At 68.3% G+C, this 14,890-nt stretch carries 16 protein-coding genes and 1 pseudogene; 8 read left to right on the top strand and 9 right to left on the bottom strand.

Annotated elements, in window-relative coordinates; translation table 11 throughout:
* Window positions 1-383: 383 nt before the first annotated feature.
* Window positions 384-947, top strand: a complete 564-nt coding sequence (locus FXF50_RS05440; protein WP_148426097.1) for a dihydrofolate reductase family protein — start codon at window positions 384-386, stop codon at window positions 945-947.
* A gap of 210 nt (window positions 948-1,157) precedes the next feature.
* Here the strand turns inward: FXF50_RS05440 and FXF50_RS05435 are convergent, their stop codons facing one another.
* Entirely contained in the window at window positions 1,158-1,817 is a 660-nt protein-coding gene (locus tag FXF50_RS05435) for a hypothetical protein (protein WP_148426096.1), read from the bottom strand.
* 163 nt (window positions 1,818-1,980) lie between these two features.
* Here FXF50_RS05435 and FXF50_RS05430 point away from each other — a divergent pair, with 163 nt between their 5' ends.
* Window positions 1,981-2,712: a hypothetical protein gene (locus tag FXF50_RS05430; protein ID WP_148426095.1), complete on the top strand. Its 732-nt coding sequence runs from the start codon at window positions 1,981-1,983 to the stop codon at window positions 2,710-2,712.
* A gap of 180 nt (window positions 2,713-2,892) precedes the next feature.
* On the opposite strand, the gene FXF50_RS05425 is transcribed toward FXF50_RS05430, so the two are convergent.
* The 3 genes from FXF50_RS05425 to FXF50_RS05415 form a co-directional block, all read right to left on the bottom strand.
* The gene (locus FXF50_RS05425; RefSeq protein ID WP_148426094.1) at window positions 2,893-3,474 is read right to left on the bottom strand and encodes a GNAT family N-acetyltransferase; all 582 of its coding nucleotides are present in this window, start codon (window positions 3,472-3,474) and stop codon (window positions 2,893-2,895) included.
* A gap of 225 nt (window positions 3,475-3,699) precedes the next feature.
* Window positions 3,700-4,236, bottom strand: coding sequence for an alpha/beta hydrolase (locus FXF50_RS05420; protein ID WP_148426093.1), 537 nt, complete (start codon window positions 4,234-4,236; stop codon window positions 3,700-3,702).
* A 38-nt stretch (window positions 4,237-4,274) separates the two neighbouring features.
* Window positions 4,275-4,853: an alpha/beta fold hydrolase gene (locus FXF50_RS05415; protein ID WP_148426092.1), complete on the bottom strand. Its 579-nt coding sequence runs from the start codon at window positions 4,851-4,853 to the stop codon at window positions 4,275-4,277.
* A 612-nt stretch (window positions 4,854-5,465) separates the two neighbouring features.
* Between FXF50_RS05415 and FXF50_RS05410 the strand changes: the two genes are divergently transcribed.
* Both FXF50_RS05410 and FXF50_RS05405 read left to right on the top strand, forming a co-directional pair.
* Window positions 5,466-5,792 carry a TraR/DksA C4-type zinc finger protein gene (locus tag FXF50_RS05410; protein ID WP_148426091.1) on the top strand — a complete coding sequence of 109 codons (327 nt, stop codon included), beginning with the start codon at window positions 5,466-5,468 and terminating at the stop codon, window positions 5,790-5,792.
* Window positions 5,793-6,110: 318 nt separating this feature from the next.
* Window positions 6,111-6,773 carry a Type 1 glutamine amidotransferase-like domain-containing protein gene (locus FXF50_RS05405; protein ID WP_148426090.1) on the top strand — a complete coding sequence of 221 codons (663 nt, stop codon included), beginning with the start codon at window positions 6,111-6,113 and terminating at the stop codon, window positions 6,771-6,773.
* A gap of 196 nt (window positions 6,774-6,969) precedes the next feature.
* Here FXF50_RS05405 and FXF50_RS05400 read toward each other — a convergent pair whose 3' ends face one another.
* Window positions 6,970-7,449: a heme-degrading domain-containing protein gene (locus tag FXF50_RS05400; RefSeq protein WP_255509902.1), complete on the bottom strand. Its 480-nt coding sequence runs from the start codon at window positions 7,447-7,449 to the stop codon at window positions 6,970-6,972.
* A 291-nt stretch (window positions 7,450-7,740) separates the two neighbouring features.
* Between FXF50_RS05400 and FXF50_RS05395 the strand changes: the two genes are divergently transcribed.
* Window positions 7,741-8,346 (top strand): YdeI family protein, encoded by a 606-nt coding sequence (locus tag FXF50_RS05395; protein ID WP_148426088.1) that lies wholly within the window; start codon window positions 7,741-7,743, stop codon window positions 8,344-8,346.
* A 125-nt stretch (window positions 8,347-8,471) separates the two neighbouring features.
* Here FXF50_RS05395 and FXF50_RS05390 read toward each other — a convergent pair whose 3' ends face one another.
* The 3 genes from FXF50_RS05390 to FXF50_RS05380 form a co-directional block, all read right to left on the bottom strand.
* A complete protein-coding gene (locus tag FXF50_RS05390) occupies window positions 8,472-9,461 on the bottom strand; it encodes a BtrH N-terminal domain-containing protein (RefSeq protein ID WP_148426087.1) in 990 nt (329 codons plus the stop codon).
* On the bottom strand, window positions 9,458-10,303 hold the full coding sequence (locus FXF50_RS05385) for a MerR family transcriptional regulator (RefSeq protein WP_148426086.1): 846 nt from the start codon (window positions 10,301-10,303) through the stop codon (window positions 9,458-9,460). Before FXF50_RS05385 ends, FXF50_RS05390 begins: the two co-directional genes overlap by 4 nt.
* Before the next feature lie 233 nt (window positions 10,304-10,536).
* A complete protein-coding gene (locus FXF50_RS05380) occupies window positions 10,537-11,523 on the bottom strand; it encodes a serine hydrolase (protein WP_148426085.1) in 987 nt (328 codons plus the stop codon).
* A 203-nt stretch (window positions 11,524-11,726) separates the two neighbouring features.
* Here FXF50_RS05380 and FXF50_RS05375 point away from each other — a divergent pair, with 203 nt between their 5' ends.
* Window positions 11,727-12,683, top strand: a complete 957-nt coding sequence (locus FXF50_RS05375) for a sulfotransferase (RefSeq protein WP_222866003.1) — start codon at window positions 11,727-11,729, stop codon at window positions 12,681-12,683.
* A gap of 100 nt (window positions 12,684-12,783) precedes the next feature.
* Here the strand turns inward: FXF50_RS05375 and FXF50_RS05370 are convergent, their stop codons facing one another.
* On the bottom strand, window positions 12,784-13,242 hold the full coding sequence (locus tag FXF50_RS05370) for an Lrp/AsnC family transcriptional regulator (RefSeq protein WP_091308247.1): 459 nt from the start codon (window positions 13,240-13,242) through the stop codon (window positions 12,784-12,786).
* 109 nt (window positions 13,243-13,351) lie between these two features.
* On the opposite strand from FXF50_RS05370, the gene FXF50_RS05365 reads away from it, so the two are divergent.
* Together FXF50_RS05365 and FXF50_RS30230 are read left to right on the top strand one after the other, a co-directional pair.
* Window positions 13,352-14,410, top strand: a complete 1,059-nt coding sequence (locus FXF50_RS05365) for a Glu/Leu/Phe/Val dehydrogenase dimerization domain-containing protein (protein ID WP_255509901.1) — start codon at window positions 13,352-13,354, stop codon at window positions 14,408-14,410.
* 46 nt (window positions 14,411-14,456) lie between these two features.
* Window positions 14,457-14,852: pseudogene (locus FXF50_RS30230) on the top strand (DUF2000 domain-containing protein); the annotation flags it as partial.
* Window positions 14,853-14,890 lie beyond the last annotated feature (38 nt).

The following is a 14,890-nucleotide window of genomic DNA, read 5'->3' as shown; positions in this document are numbered from 1 at the left end:
TAGCGAGTGAACGTCCGCTTCTGCCGCGGAGCGGGCGGCAGGGTCTGCCCAGACCATGTCTCAATAGCGGCTGAAGACCTGACGGACCGAGCAGCATCGACACCTGCGCCGCCTCGCCGGATGACAACCAGATGCGGCCAGGGCTGCGAGCTTGAATTTCGAATCGCGCGAAGCCAGCTGGCCAGTCGTATTCCAAGTCGTTGAGCGAGACGGCACCGGCAAAGCAGGGCGTAAACGTGCCCAACTCCTTGAAGCTCGTCGCGAAGGCCTGGTCCATTCGCTCCTGCCACCATGCGATGTGGCCCTCGGTGTGGCCTGACCGATGATTCTTCCGCGCCGTGCTGGTCTGTACGCCGAGTACCGACTCACGGGAGGCTGACACCATGCGAAAACTGAGCTACGGCATGAACCTGAGCCTGGACGGCTACATCGCCGCGCCCGGCGGCGACCTCGGCTGGAGTGTGCCGAGCGACGAGCTGTTCCAGTGGTGGTCCGACCGGGTGGCGGCGACAGGCACGGCGCTGTACGGGCGCAAACTGTGGGAGACGATGAGCTCCCACTGGCCGACCGCCGACCAGCAGCCGGGTGCCACACCGGCGGAGATGGAGTTTGCCCGCCGCTGGCGGGACATGCCGAAGGTGGTGTTCTCCTCGACGACCAGAACGGTCGACTGGAACACCCGCCTGGTCACCGGCGACGCGGTCACCGAGATCACCCGGCTCAAGGCCGAGGACGGCGGCTCCATGGATATCGCCGGTGCCACACTCGCCGCAGCGGCCATGCGGGACGGGCTGATCGACGAGTACGCGATCGTCACCCATCCGGTCCTGGTAGGTGGCGGCACGCCGTTCTTTGCGGCCCTGGACAACTGGGTGAACCTGACCCTGGTGGAGACCCGGACGTTCCCTCAGGGCGTGGTACTGACCAGGTACGAGACCAGGCGCTGAGTACCTCAACCTCGGATCGGCCCGGGCTCCGGGCCGCCCAAGGACCTCGTGACGCTGTGGTTCGAGACGATCGTGATACCCGCCCCGGATCACAGACCGGTATGGCACAAGACAGGCATTGCCGTGCCCGATCGGACACAGAGGCGTCGGCGATTGTCTAGTCCCAACACGTGCTTGCGCTCGCGTTCCACGACATGCTTGACCTTCGACCTAGACGCCGAGTGTGCAGCCAGCTGCTACGAGAAGGTTCCGCCATTCCTCGTACGGGAAGCCCGCTGGGTCGCCGGCGGGCTCGCCGCGCATGCTGTAGAAGGGGTAGTCGCTGTCTTCGTCTTGGACGGCGTAGAGGTTGCCGGACTGGTCGCGGGTCCACGAGAGGCCGCGTCCGCGGAAGTCGCGGCGTGCCAGCCAGTCGGTGACGTTCGGCCAGTAACCGACCCAACCGGCCGGGCGCAGTGACTCGAACGCCGTGTGCATGGTCGAGGTGACCTGCTCGATGTCATCGTCGTCCTGGACGCTGACGAAGCGCGAGAGCAGGACCAGCGTGGGACCAGGGTGCGGCATCAGTGGGTCGAGGGCAGCTACCGCGCGGCAGATCAGGTCGAGTTCCCACCACCGGAGCGCGAACGGGTGCCAGTGAGCCATGTCGTCCCAGCCGATGCTGCGAACTCCGTCCGACAGCGGGGTGCGGATACCGAGCTCGTAGGAGTCATACCGGCCCTGCACTTCAAGCACCAGATGACAACCGTCACCTACGGAAAGCTCAACGGTGGCATCCGGGACTCGGGTGGCACCCTCCGCGTCGAAGAAGAACGTCTGCCAGAAGGCCGGATCACGGAATCGCTCGCGGAGGCTGTGGGGGACGGGCATCGGCGCAGGGTACCGGCCTCAACAGTTGAGCACCGCCCGTCCGTCAAGTATGTGGTGGGACGCGAGTGGGCGATCCGTCCCAGCACATGTTTGACGTTGAGCCTAGAGTCGGCAGTTCGACTTTGGGGAGCGACCGCGCGCCGCATCCGGGGAGGAAGGGCCTGTGGAGGCAATCTTTCGCACTGGCGACGTTCTGAGGCTCTCTTGCCCGTACACCCCAGCGCTGGTGACAGGCACGTCAGGAAGTGACGTCTTCGTGCGGTGGCCGTGGTGGAAGGCCGACTCGGAGTGCGAATGGATCAGGTGGAACGGGGATGTGGCCCTCCCGCGTCGCCCCGGGAGTCACGACTGGGGGCAAGAGCTCTTCCGGACGGACCCGGCGCCCGATGGCCTTCAGCCGGGCGACCAGTGCCTGGTCGGGATACCGCCGGCCCTGGTCCACATCACCGAGGTCCAGCACTTCGACCCCCCGCTGGAGACCGGACGGCTCCCGCGGCCACGCACCTACGTCGTAGTCCTACCCGAGGGCCAGTCGCAGGATCCGAGGCTCGATGAACAGGGGTACGAGATCGACCCCGACGACGACATCCCGATCCGGGTCGACCTCGTATTCCGCCCCTACTCGTTCCTTCATGCCGGTGACGAGCTCGTCGACCAGCACGAGCGTGCATGGCGCTTCGACGCCCCCTGGGACTGGTACGCCTTTGACCGAGGCGAGCCCAGCACGCCTGCCTGGCCCCTGACTCTCCTGACACGTGGCGGCACCTTCGCCTCGAATGTCGCCGGCGCCATCGCCCAGGCGACCAGTGCGAGCTCTCACGAAGAGGAACTGGCACGGTGGAAGGCCCTGACCAAAGCCGAGCCGACACGCCTCCACGTGACAGAACTCGAATGAGCGGGGAGCGGATCGCCTTCAGTCCCTCGATGCGGTCACCATGTAGCCGGACCCGCGCCGATGTGATCATGTCAAGCATCTGGTGGGACGCGATTGTCAAGCATGTCCCGTGGGACAACGGACGCCGCGTGACGCAGCGTGATTGGTCCGCGTCGCGTTGCCGAATTGACCTCTAAAGGATCAAGGCGGCCCGCAAGCGGGCCGCGCCGGCCGGCCCCGGCCTGCTGGCGACCTCCGGCCGGCATCGGCCGGGCCGTCGCCCGCGCCAAACCGCAGCGCCCCGGGCCACCGGCCGATTTCCTTCCAGCCGAGCCGACCGTAGAAGTCCTCCAGGCCGACGCCGCCTCGCGCGCAAAGGCGCAGCTGTTCAAGCCCCATCTCGTCACGGCCGATCTGCCGAACCCGATGCATCATCGCTGCGCCGATCCCGCGACGTCGGTAACCGGGGTGTGTTTGGACCCGGTTGACGGTGCCCCAGTGAGCCACGAGCGGATCCACGTGACGGGATAGGTTCAGCCAACCCGCCAGCGCCCCGTCGACCACCGCCAACAGGAGCCTGCTGCGCTGAGGGTCCAGGTCGGCGATCAGGCGCTCGGCCACGGGAGCGACCTGTTCCAATCCGACGGGCGGGAACGCGAAACCCACCGCACCGCCCGTGTTCGCCACCGTGATCCAGCACTCAACTAGCTCGCGTGTCTGGCTGGCACTGATCTCGGACGGGTGTGAGATCTGCCTGAACTCCACAAGGCCATGGCGGATCATGACGAGAAGTATCGCGCATAGCGCCGGCGGGAACACCAGCGAGCGAAGCGCTCTAGCCACAAACCGATCGGGGCTCCGCCCCAAACCCCGGCCCTCCCTAATAGAGGGGCGGACGGTGATCGCCGCAGGTGGTGGGCCCCAATGAACTTGCACTACTCAGGCCGCGACCGGTGTACGCGTGGCGAGGAATGTCCAGAACCCGGTAGCAGCCGGCGGGGCTAGGGCCTACTTCGGCCAGCCGATCGCGTCGAGGAACTCCTCTACGGCGACCACGACTCGGCTGAGCACTGCGATCGACTCGGTAAGCGGGCCGGGTACGTACATACCGTGATCCGCGCCCTCCACCTCCAGCAGATGGGGTGACAGCCTGCGAGCGGTGTCACCGTCCCACACCTTGTCGGCGGTGCCACCCACGAGCAGGAACGGCGCGGTCGCACGGCCCAACGCCTCAGTCACCCACGGCAGGGTGAGCAAGGGTGTGAGCCACACGGCGGGCAGGGATCTTTCGGCCGCAATCGCTGCCGCGTTCGTGCCGAGCGACTTGGCGATCAGAAGTGGGCGACCGCCGACGGCGTCGATCAGCGGAGTCACCTCACGGCCAACCCAGCTCTCGATTTCCGGCTGATCGGGCTTCGGGAACTCCTCGGACCACGAGTATCGATGCACCGTTGCGCCCCGCTGCTCCGTCACATCGCCGGCGTACATCAGCAGGGGAGCACCCGGTCCGAACCTACCGCCGGGAATCACGACAGCGTCAGCCATGCGGACGACCTTATCCAGGACGGCTGAGCCAGCCGAAGCTATTCCAGGGTGGCGGATCTGAGGTCGTCAGAACTGATCGTCTTCGCGACCTCGCTCAGGTCATTGTTCAGCTGGTGATCGCGCCCGGGCAGTAGGTGCAGCTGTGCCTGCGGGATGGCGCGGGCGTACAGGTCAGCGTGCGACGGTGGGGCAGTCTCGTCCTGCAGCCCATGAAACACCTGCACCGGCACGCCTTGTGGCAGCCTTGCGCCGAGGTCGTGCGGTAGCTCGAACTCGTCGCCGGGCCAGCCTCCGGCACCGACGAAGGGAGCGGCGACCAGCACGATCGCCCTGATCTCCTGCTCCGGCGGCCGCTCGGCGAGCGTGTTGACGAGGATCGTGGCGCCCACCGAATGGCCGACGACGACCGCTCCGCCGTCCAGGGCGGCCATCTCACGCCGGATAGCCGCGCTCCACCTGGCGTAGCTCGGGTCGTCCTCGTCCGGCATGCGCGGGTAGCGGACCTGGTACCCGTCCCCGAGCCCCTGCCTCAGGCTGTCGCACAGCTTGTCGTCCCATTCGTCGTGCGTGCCCGCGCCGCCGCCCTGGATGAACAGGATCTGCCGGGTCCCTGCCATGACGATCCCTTCGCCCTCGTGACGATTCAGTTCGATACCGGCTGCCCGCCCGCGCGAGGCCCCGGCGACCCACCTGGCCCGTTCCAGCCGCGCGAGTCGGGCCCTGCGCGACGTCACGCCGCTCGGTCGGCGTACGGCCGATGGGCGCGTGCGGTGGTCAAAGGGCTGCCCGTTCCCATCGATGCTCGCCAGACGGATTGTCGTCGAGGGTAGACCGTGCGCTTGGAAAACGCTGTCGTGGAGATCGAAGCCGTTCAGTCGAGCCTGTCGCCGTTGACTCGCGTTGCCGTCGTCGGCGCAGTTGTGGCCGGAGCTGTCATCGTCCTTCTATCCTCCGACTCGGAGCATCGGGCGGACATGATTAGGGCGATGGTCGAGCCGATCCACCCCGGCCGGTAGACAGCCGACAGGAACACCCGCTCGATCTGGGCTTCAGGCATCGAGCGGGTGTTCCATCCACCCTGAACGACCCTACCGCTGTTCTAGGGGAGAGGTCGGAGATGACTGTCTCGTCAGATGACAGGCGGGTTAGCAGCATCCTCATTTGCCGCCACCCGTGCGCGTCCCCTCCATGGCCTGTCTGTGCCGGCTGGAGGCCGTTAGGCTGCACATATGGTCCGGGATGAACTGCTGCGGCTGCGAGCGAGGGCGGTGGCTGAGGCAGCGACGCTGGCCCAGGATCTGGAGGCGCTGTTTCTGGCATCGCGGGATTCGAATGCCGACGACGAGCACGACCCGGAGGGCGCCACCATCGGCTTCGAACGCGCCCAGTTGACCGCGCTGCTGGCCGGGGCGCGGGAGCGGATCGCCGACGTTGACGACGCGCTGCGTCGGGTGGACGCGGAGACCTACGGCGTCTGCGAACGATGCGGGCAGCCGATCGGCGATGAACGGCTCGCCGCGCGGCCGTTCGCCCGCTTCTGCATGGCATGCGCATAGGGCATCAAGGAGAGCGAACACCTGGGGGCGCTCACTAATTCCAGCGAAGCGTTTACGCGGGCCACGACCGGATGCGCTCAACTGCCGCTGAGTGTGCGCGGATCTGGCCGATGCGCGGTCGCCGCGACATCCGGATCCTGCGTGCGTCGGTCGGGTGTACTGCTGTGCGGGTAGGACCGGGTGGAGGAGTAGTGGGCAATCGCACCCCGGCGACCTGAGGGACCTCTGAAGGCGTTGCTTCGCCGCCGATGAGTTCCAGCACCGTCCCGAGTCTTTTAAGGCACACATCCACTTTCCGCGCGCGAATTTGGAGGCACCTTGAAGCTCTTGCTCACGTCCGGCGGCGTCACGAACCCAAGCATCCACTCGGCGCTCGTGCAGCTCCTCGGCAAGCCGATCGCCGAGTGCCACGCCCTCTGCGTCCCGACAGCACAATGGGGTCACCCGATGTGCGGTCCGAAATCGGTGCGGGGCTTTGTAGCCGCCGAGCCCGCGTTTCAGTATCTGTCCGGCCTGGGTTGGGCGTCGCTCGGTGTCCTCGAACTCACCGCGCTGCCCACCATCGGCGCGGAGCGATGGGTCCCCTGGGTCCGGGAGGCCGACGTGCTCCTGGTCGACGGCGGCGACGCGACCTACCTGTGCCACTGGATGCGGGAGTCCGGGCTGGCTGATCTGCTGCCATCGCTGCCCGACACGGTCTGGGTGGGAGTGAGTGCCGGAAGCATGGTGATGACGCCCCGGATCGGAACGTACTTCGTCGAGTGGCCGTCCGCGCCGGACGACCGCACGCTGGGAGTCGTCGACTTCTCGATCTTCCCGCACCTGGACGCTTTCCCAACAAACACCCTGGCGGCCGCAGAGCGGTGGGCCGCCGAAATCGGTGTCCCGGCCTACGCCATCGACGAACAGACGGCCATCAAGGTCGTCGGCGGCTCGGTCGAGGTGGTCTCCGAAGGGCAATGGAAGAAGTTCGGGTCATAGCCGCCCGGCATCCGTGACGTCGCGTGTCAGCAGCGGTGGTCCGGCGCGATCGGAGGGGGCAGCCATGACCAGGTGGTGAAGCGTCAGATGCCCAGGCCTGTCGGCTTCCCACTCCTACGACGCCGCATCCTGCTCGGCTGACGTCGCCCTCCGGCACCAGCGAGAGTGAGACAGCCGAAGGTTGAGAAGGAGCCGTTCACGAGACGGGCCCCTTGTCGGAGGCCTTGGAATCCAGGAAGAGTTCGAGGGCCTCGACGACGAGGCGGTGGTCGTCGAGTTGGGGCAGTCCTGAGACGGTGACGGTGCCGACCGGTCCGGTGCCCCTGAGGATGATCGGGAAGCAGCCGCCGTGCGCGGCGTACAGGGCCGCGTCGAGGTGGGATTTTTCCTCGAAGGTGGTGCCGCGGTCGCGGTAGGTCTGGCCCACGAGGTAGGAGCTGTGTCCGAACCGGCGGACGACGCGGATCTTGCGTTCGATCCAGTCGTCGTTGTCGGCGGAGGTGCCGCGCAGTGCGTAGTGGAAGAGTTGGTGGTCGCCGAGGCGGATGTCGATGGTGACAGCGTGGCCGCGCTCTCTGGCAAGCCCGACCAGGAGGGTCCCCAGGGCCCAGGCGTCGTCATGGTCAAAGCGGTCGAACTGGAGGCGTTCTTCCTGCTCCCGAAGCTCCGGCGTCACGGCGTACCGTTCCCTTCCTCGATCGTCATAACGATCTAAGCAGAGGACGAGCCGGCGAGCGGAACGTTCATCGTGCCGTACGCCCATCAGCAGATCGGGGGAGTGCCGGCATCCGACTTCTGTAGCTACTCCGAGTGGGCTGGGTTGGTCACCGCGGTGACGCAGGGTGACGCATTGCTACCTCTCCTGCACTCGCTTCCAGCGCCATACCTCGCGGCCGCTGTGCAGATGGCCCGGCGAGGCGGTCTGGCGCAAGAAGAGGCAACGGCGGCGGCGCAGTAACCTGCGGTCATGGGGAGCGCCGAACTGGATGAGTTGATCGTCGCGGACGCCGACGCGCTGCGGGCGTGGTTGTCGGCCAACCACGCCACGTCGCCCGGGGTCTGGCTCGCCCTGACCAAGAAGGGCGGCACAGTCACGACGCTGACCTGGCAGCAGGCGGTCGACGAGGCTCTCTGTTTCGGCTGGATCGACGGGCAGGCCCGTAAACGGGATGAGGAAACCTCCTGGATCCGGTTCACCCCCCGCAGGCCCCGCAGTGCCTGGTCACAACGCAATGTCGCCCACGTGGCCCGGCTGGAAGCGCAGGGGCGAATGCTGCCCCCTGGCCGCGCCGCGGTGGAAGCCGCGAAGGCGGACGGGCGCTGGACGGCCGCCTACGCCCCGCCGTCGGAGGCCGAGGTGCCGGCCGACCTACTCGCCGTCATCGCCGCCGATCCCGCCGCCCAGGCCATGTTCGACGTGCTCACCAAGACCAACCGGTTCGCCCTCATCTACCGCGTCAATGCCGTCAAACGGGCGGAGACCCGCGAGCGGAAGATCGCCGAGTTCGTCGCCATGCTGGCCCGCCACGAAACCATCTACCCGCAGAAAGCCAAGCCCTCGAACTCGCCCTGATCGGGGATTTCCTGATCATGCAGGCGCATTGTTCCGCCGACCGCGCGTCCAACAGCCGCTACCGCCCGACTCTGCCGATGTAAGCGTGTTCAGACGGCTGCCAGGAGCGGCGATCGTCGCGGTGGTCAGCCGACGCGGATGCCGGCCAGGATATGCATGGCGTGGCGTTCCCGTTCGGCGAGGTCGGTGAGGATTGCCGAGGCGCGGGTCAGATGGTCCGGCTCGCCGGCTTCTCCGGCGGCCGTGATGTGGTGGGCGACCTCGGTCCATAGCGGGGCGATCTCGACGTACAGCTGATGACCGAGGCGGAGGTTGTCGTCGTCGACGATCGTGGCGCATTCGGCGAGGAAGTCGCGGTACATGGTGCGGAACAGGGCGCCGCCGGTTCCGCCCCGTTCCATCAGCGTCGCGGCCAGCGGGAGGTCACGGGACGGGTCGCTGGAGCGGTCGAGCCAGCGCGGCACCTGCCGGGCCGCCTTGCCGATGCCGCGGTAGCCGAGGTTGGCGATGGCCGGGGTGAGGAATGCGTGGGCGTTGCTGCGGATGGCAGCCCGGATGGCCCCGCGCAGGTCGAGCCGGCCGGTGGGGTCGGCGACGGTGTAGGAGAGGTTACGAGCGGTCATCGGCCCGCGTTCGTTGCGGGCCCGCTCCAAGCTCGCCAGCGTGGTCGTCACGGCGCCGCCCTGCTGGGCGGTGTCGATCAGGTAGGCCTGGGTGTCGTCGTAGCCGTACATCGCGACGAAGTGGCCTCCGAAGCGGACCCTCGTGGTGAAGTAGTCGAGGTGGTACGAGTCCAGCTGCAGGCCGACCGGGCGTCCGGCGTCGAGGGCGGCGGCGACGTTCTGCCAGGCCCGGCGGGGCGAGGCGGTCTCCTGGATGTGCAGCGTCAGGCCCAGCCGGTCGGCCACGGTCCGGGTGATCGTGGCCGGCTTGGTGCGGCCGCCGAGGAACGGGAAGTCCATGCTCTTGGCGTCCCAGTAGACGAAGCCCAGACCTTCGCCGAGCCCGAAGAGCATGGGCTCGGACAGGTCGATGCCCTCGTGGTGCAGCAGGGCCCCGAGCGTGGTGGTCTCGCAGTGCCGACCGGCGGGGAACGCCACGTTCTCGATGATCACTTGCTCTCCTCGTCGGCTGGCCCGGAGGGGCCGGACGGGGGTCGGACCGGCCAGGCTATCTCTGTGCGGAGCGCGGCTGCGGGCGCGCCGGGCGTGGGCGGGACAAGGTAGTGCTCCTCGGCCGGGCCCGCCAGCACCCGCGCCTGCTCGGTGATCCACCGCCCCAGCGATCGGTGGGCGGCCTCGATGTCGTCGTACCCGCCCTCGTGGACGGTCGCGGCGAGCAGACAGCCCGGCAGCTGCCCGGGTGCGATCGCGGCGGTCGGCCGGGGCGGGCGCTCCACCGGTACGAACAACTCCACCTTCAGCTCCGCCGCGTCGAGTTCGTCGCCGAGGTAGCGGGCCCCGGCCGGACCGGTCGGGGTGATCCCCTGCTCGGCAAGGCCGGCGAACAGTCGCGCGAACCCGGGCGCCAGCGCCTCGGCCAGCTTGCTCAGTGGGGCGCGCACCAGTGTGCGGGCGGTGGGCTGGGCGTCGCGCCACCGTTCGTACACGTGCAGCCAGCCCGGCTCGACAAGCACGGCCCCCAACCGTACGGCGATCTCGTCAAGCCGGGCTGCTTGCGCGGTCACGCGTTCCCGGTGCCGCTCGATGACGTCGCCTGCCTGCTCCGGGGTGTCGGCCGACAGGATCTCGGCGATCTCGGGCAACGGCACCTCCAACTCTCGCAGCCGCCGGATCAGCCCCGCTCGGGCGAACTGGTCGACGCTGTACCGGCGGTAGCCGGTATCCGGATCGACCCGCGCCGGGACGAGCAGACGCAGCCGGTCATAGTTACGCAGCACCCGGACGGACAACCGGGTCGCCCGCGCGAACACCCCGATCGGCATCAACCCCGTCACCGACGCCTCCCACAGCCTCAACCCTCCCTCTGGGAGAGGGTCAACCTCCCGGCCCGGCCCCTGCCGCGCCGAGCAGAATCAAGATCACACGGAACGCGCCCCTGCCAGCCACGGAGGGGCCTGCGCCCAGGTGCCTTGCGGCGAAGGTAGAAGCTGCCCCAACCGCATGCGCGAGGTGACGGCAGGCCCAGTTGTGTGCCCTGCCGACGGGCTTACCAGCGGGCGCGGCGCCGTCAAGCCATTGCGGGAAGGATGACCCGTTCCAGCACCGTCAGCGGGGTCCGCCACTGGTCGGGGTCGTCGTAGTTGCCGGCGGTGACAGCCACGGTGAGGTCCAGGTCGGGCAGGACGAACAGGCGCTGGCCGCCGTTGCCCATGCCGGCCACCAGCCGATGGCCCTCGATGGATTCGATGTACCACTGGTAGCCGTACTGCGCGCCCCAGGTGGTCTGCAGGCGTGGTTGGAGCATCGCACGGATCCAGTCGATGGGGACGATCCGATGACCGTCCCAGGTTCCCTCGGCCAGCACCAACTCGCCGAGCCTGGCCAGGTCGCGGGGCGCGAGTCGCAGCCCGGACGCGGCGGAGGCCACCCCGTCCGCGCCGGTCATCCACTCGAAACTGCCGATGCCCAGCGGCGCGAACAGCACGGCCTGCGCGTACTGCGGCAGCGACTGCCCGGTGCCGTCGGCGATCAGTCGGCCGAGCAGCGCCGTGGCACCGCCGCAGTAGGTCCATCGGGTGCCGGGCGGCTCGACGATCGGCCGCTCCAGGATGTACCGGTACCGGTCCGGCGCCAGTTCCATCGCGATCTCGGCGTTGGCCGGGCTGTTGTACGGAAGATCCTCGCGCCATTCCAGGCCCAACGACATTGTCAGCGCGTGCTCGACGGTGAGCCGGGCACGTTGGGGGTCGACCGCCAGGTCGGAATACTGCGGGAACAGCCGCAGGAGCGGCTCCGCCGGCGGCGGGACCAGTCCTTCGCCGAGCGCAATGCCGTACAGCAGCACGGTCACGCTCTTGGTGACGGACCGGATGTCGTGCAGCGTCTCCGGCCCGAACTCGATGACGCCCAGCGAATCGCCCCAGGCGAAGTCCTCGCCGGCGCCGTAGTACTCCAGCACGGTTTGACCACCGCGAACCGCCACGACGGCGTGCAGACCGCCGACCTGGCCAGCGTGGAGTACGCCGTCGAGACGGTCACTCATCTGCGTCGTCATGGGCACTCCGGGGGAGCGATGTCGGTCGGCGGACCAGCACGCTCGTTATACCGGAATTCCTCCTTCGAAGCGGACGGGGTGAGAGGGCCGAGCTCGCCCGCCACAGTCAGATCTCGTTCCCGGGTGCGGGTCCGGCCCGTGGCAGGGGGTGAAGGGGGCAAATGGATTGCGCAGGTGCCGGGCTGAGGGTTTGACTTCGCGTCATGTCTTCCCCCTCACCGATCTTCGTCGCGGGTACGGGTCGTTCGGGAACGTCACGGATCGCCGACATCATCGGTGAGCATCCGCTGATCCATCGGATTCCCATGGAGACCAAGTTCCTCATCGACCCGGGTGGCCTGCGGGACCTGACCGACGCGCTCACCGATCGATACGACCCCACCGTCGGTGAGGACGCCCTGCACCGGCTCAGTGACTTCCTCACCGTACGGGTGCCAGGGCGGCGCGATGATCGCGGCAAGACCGTTCCCGAGCTCGTGGGCGAGCGGCGCTACCGGGAGGCGGTGCAGCAGCTCTGGCCGCAGTTGATTGCGTACACGTACGACGAACCCGCGCCCGCGGAAGGCTTCGGAAACGCCGATCGGCCTGCCGGGCCGTTCGCGCCGTCGAGCCGCCGGCGGGTGGTCCCCAGGTATTTCAGCGACCGGGGCGAGCTGCTCGGCATCCTGCGGAACCTGGTCGACACCATGTTCGGGGGAGCGGCCGCCGACGCGGGCAAGCCGACCTGGTGCGAGAAGACACCGTTCAACCTGCTGTGCATGGAGTTCCTCTGGGAACTGGTCCCCGAAGCGACGATCGTGCACATCAAGCGTCACCCGGTCTCCGTGCTCGCATCCCACCTGTCCCAGCCGTGGGCGCCGCCCACCGTCGACGGGGCGCTGGCCTACCTCACGCCGGTCTACCATCGATGGCTCGCGTGGAAGAACACGGTCGACCTGACGGGCAGGCGATACATCGAGGTGAAAGCCGAAGATCTCGCGGCCGACTGGCCCGGGCAGCGCAAGGCCCTGTTCGAACGGCTCGGCGTCGACGACTTCACCACCTCGTCGACGTTTCAGTCGCACCGGCTGGCGAACCGCAACAACCAGTTCGACGGCGAAACCCGCGCGTTCATCGAAGAAGCACTCAACAAGGTCATCCCCGCCATGGGATACGAGTGACGGCTACGGCTATCCACGGTGACGACGCTGCGTTGCGCCCCTCGAACGCCTGCCCAGCGCCGGGTTGCAGCCTGCGGGCCAGGCGGAACCGCGCTTTCGCTCACAGATCGAGTGGTTCGATGACCTGTTTGCGGGCGTGTTGATAGATCACTGAGCTGCGGAAGCCGACGATCTCGCGGCGTCCGCTGAACTTGTCCATGAGGAAGGCGTGCAGGCTGTCCACGCTGGGCACGGCGACATGGACGAGGAAGTCGTCGCCGCCTGCCACGACGAACACCGACAGCACCTCGGGCAGCCCCATCGCGTACTTCTTGAAGCCGTCGATGACGGTGCGGCTCAGGGGCCGGACCTGCACGTGCAGTAGTGCCTGAACGCCGCGGTTGAGGGCGGTGAGGCTGATCTCGGCGTGGTATCCGGTGATCACGCCTCTCTCCCTCAGCGCACGGACGCGCTCGAGGCAGGTCGACGGCGCGATGTTGACGGCGCGGGCCAGTTCGCGGTTGGTCTGCCGTGCATGTGTCTGCAGATGCTGGATGATTGCCGTATCAAGTTCGTCCACGACCGAGATCTTGTCATCTTCCCCGAACGACGTTCGGTCAGAGCCGGTCGGTGCCGGTCATGTGCCTACCGTCGGTCCCGATCTGACGAGCAGGCGAGGGGAAGCCACCATGGTCGCGACCGACATCGACACCGAGTCCATGCACGAACACGTCGTCGTCAGGCGGGGCGCACGATCCGGCCTGCCGATCATCGTCGCGGTGCACTCCACCGCGCTCGGACAGGCCATCGGAGGATGCCGGCTCACGCACTACCGACACTGGCGCGACGGCCTGGACGACGCGCTGCGGCTCTCGGCCGCGATGTCGGACAAGTGCGCGCTGGCCGGGCTGCCCAACGGCGGCGGCAAGACCGTCGTCGCCCTGCCCCTCGGCATGACACTGGACGGTGCCTCCCGCCGGGCGGTGCTGCACGACGTGGGCGACGTCATCGCCGGTCTGAACGGCACCTACGCGACCGGCCCGGACGTGGGCACCGGCCCGGACGACATGGTCACGATCGCCGAACGGACACCGTACGCGTTCTGCCGACCGGTTGGCGCCGGTGGCAGCGGCGACTCCTCCGAACACACCGCCGCCGGCGTCCTCGCCGCACTGCACGCACTCTGCGCCGAGCGGTTCGGGTCGTCCGACCTGTCCACGCGCAGCTTCGCCGTGCTCGGCCTTGGCCGCGTCGGCGGCCACGTGCTGCGGATGCTCGCCGACGCCGGCGCGACGCTGGTGGCAAGCGACGTCGACGACAGCCGACGTGCGCTCGCCGGCGCCGCTGGCGCCGCCTGGGCCAGCCCGCAGGACTGCCTGACCGCCGACGTGGACGTGCTCGTCCCCGCCGCCCTCGGTGGCCTGCTCACCCCGCACACGGTGCCGACGCTGCGCTGCGCCGCGATCGCCGGACCGGCCAACAACCAACTCGACGCCCCGGCCACCGCTGATCTGCTGCACCAGCGTGGCATCCTCTGGGCCCCGGACATCATCGTGAGCGCCGGCGGCATCATCCACGCCACCGCCGTCGAACTACACGACGAGACCTCGGCCCAGGCTACCGTCCGGGTCCGCGGCATCGCCGACACCCTTACCGACATCCTGCGCGCCGCCCGCGCCACCGGCTCGACCCCGGCCCACGCCGCCCGCTCCCACGCCCGCCAACGCATGCGGAGTGGCCACCACTGACCACCACCGCGACCACCAACATCCGATCGCCCTGGAGCACCCCCACATGACCCTGGCAACCAAACTCGTGATCGTCATCCGTGCCGACCTGCCAGCCGCATCGGCGGCCAACGCCGCAGCGGTGCTCGCGTTGAGTCTCGGCGGCCGACTGCCCCATCCACCTGCGGCCGACGTCAAGGACGGCTCCGGCGAGCCCCACGCCGGGCTGAACCCCCATCCGGTGCCCATCCTGAGCGCCACCGCCGACCAGCTCCGCGACCTGTATCGAACGGTGCGCGCCGACGGCGACCTGATCACCGTGGCCTTCGACGAGGTCGCCCGGCGGGCCCGCACGTACGACGACTACGTGGCCGCGCTCGCCGCAACACCCGCGGACGAGATCCACTACGTCGCCGTCGCGGCGTACGGCCCACGCAACCGAATCACCGCCCTGACGAAGCGATTCCCCCTCTACGCCGCCGACGCACCGGTCACCGCGCA

This window comes from Micromonospora sp. AP08, from assembly GCF_008085935.1.
GTDB lineage: Bacteria > Actinomycetota > Actinomycetes > Mycobacteriales > Micromonosporaceae > Micromonospora > Micromonospora chersina.
This window is presented reverse-complemented; position numbering and strand designations above follow the sequence as displayed.

Excerpts from the sequence above, each read along its gene's own strand:
- FXF50_RS05380 (WP_148426085.1), bottom strand. The coding sequence starts at position 11,523 with ATGACGACGCAGATGAGTGACCGTCTCGACGGCGTACTCCACGCTGGC.
- FXF50_RS05410 (WP_148426091.1), top strand. The coding sequence starts at position 5,466 with ATGGTCCGGGATGAACTGCTGCGGCTGCGAGCGAGGGCGGTGGCTGAG.
- FXF50_RS05435 (WP_148426096.1), bottom strand. The coding sequence starts at position 1,817 with ATGCCCGTCCCCCACAGCCTCCGCGAGCGATTCCGTGATCCGGCCTTC.
- FXF50_RS05365 (WP_255509901.1), top strand. The coding sequence starts at position 13,352 with ATGGTCGCGACCGACATCGACACCGAGTCCATGCACGAACACGTCGTC.
- FXF50_RS05425 (WP_148426094.1), bottom strand. The coding sequence starts at position 3,474 with ATGATCCGCCATGGCCTTGTGGAGTTCAGGCAGATCTCACACCCGTCC.
- FXF50_RS05395 (WP_148426088.1), top strand. The coding sequence starts at position 7,741 with ATGGGGAGCGCCGAACTGGATGAGTTGATCGTCGCGGACGCCGACGCG.
- FXF50_RS05420 (WP_148426093.1), bottom strand. The coding sequence starts at position 4,236 with ATGGCTGACGCTGTCGTGATTCCCGGCGGTAGGTTCGGACCGGGTGCT.
- FXF50_RS05375 (WP_222866003.1), top strand. The coding sequence starts at position 11,727 with ATGTCTTCCCCCTCACCGATCTTCGTCGCGGGTACGGGTCGTTCGGGA.
- FXF50_RS05440 (WP_148426097.1), top strand. The coding sequence starts at position 384 with ATGCGAAAACTGAGCTACGGCATGAACCTGAGCCTGGACGGCTACATC.
- FXF50_RS05415 (WP_148426092.1), bottom strand. The coding sequence starts at position 4,853 with ATGGCAGGGACCCGGCAGATCCTGTTCATCCAGGGCGGCGGCGCGGGC.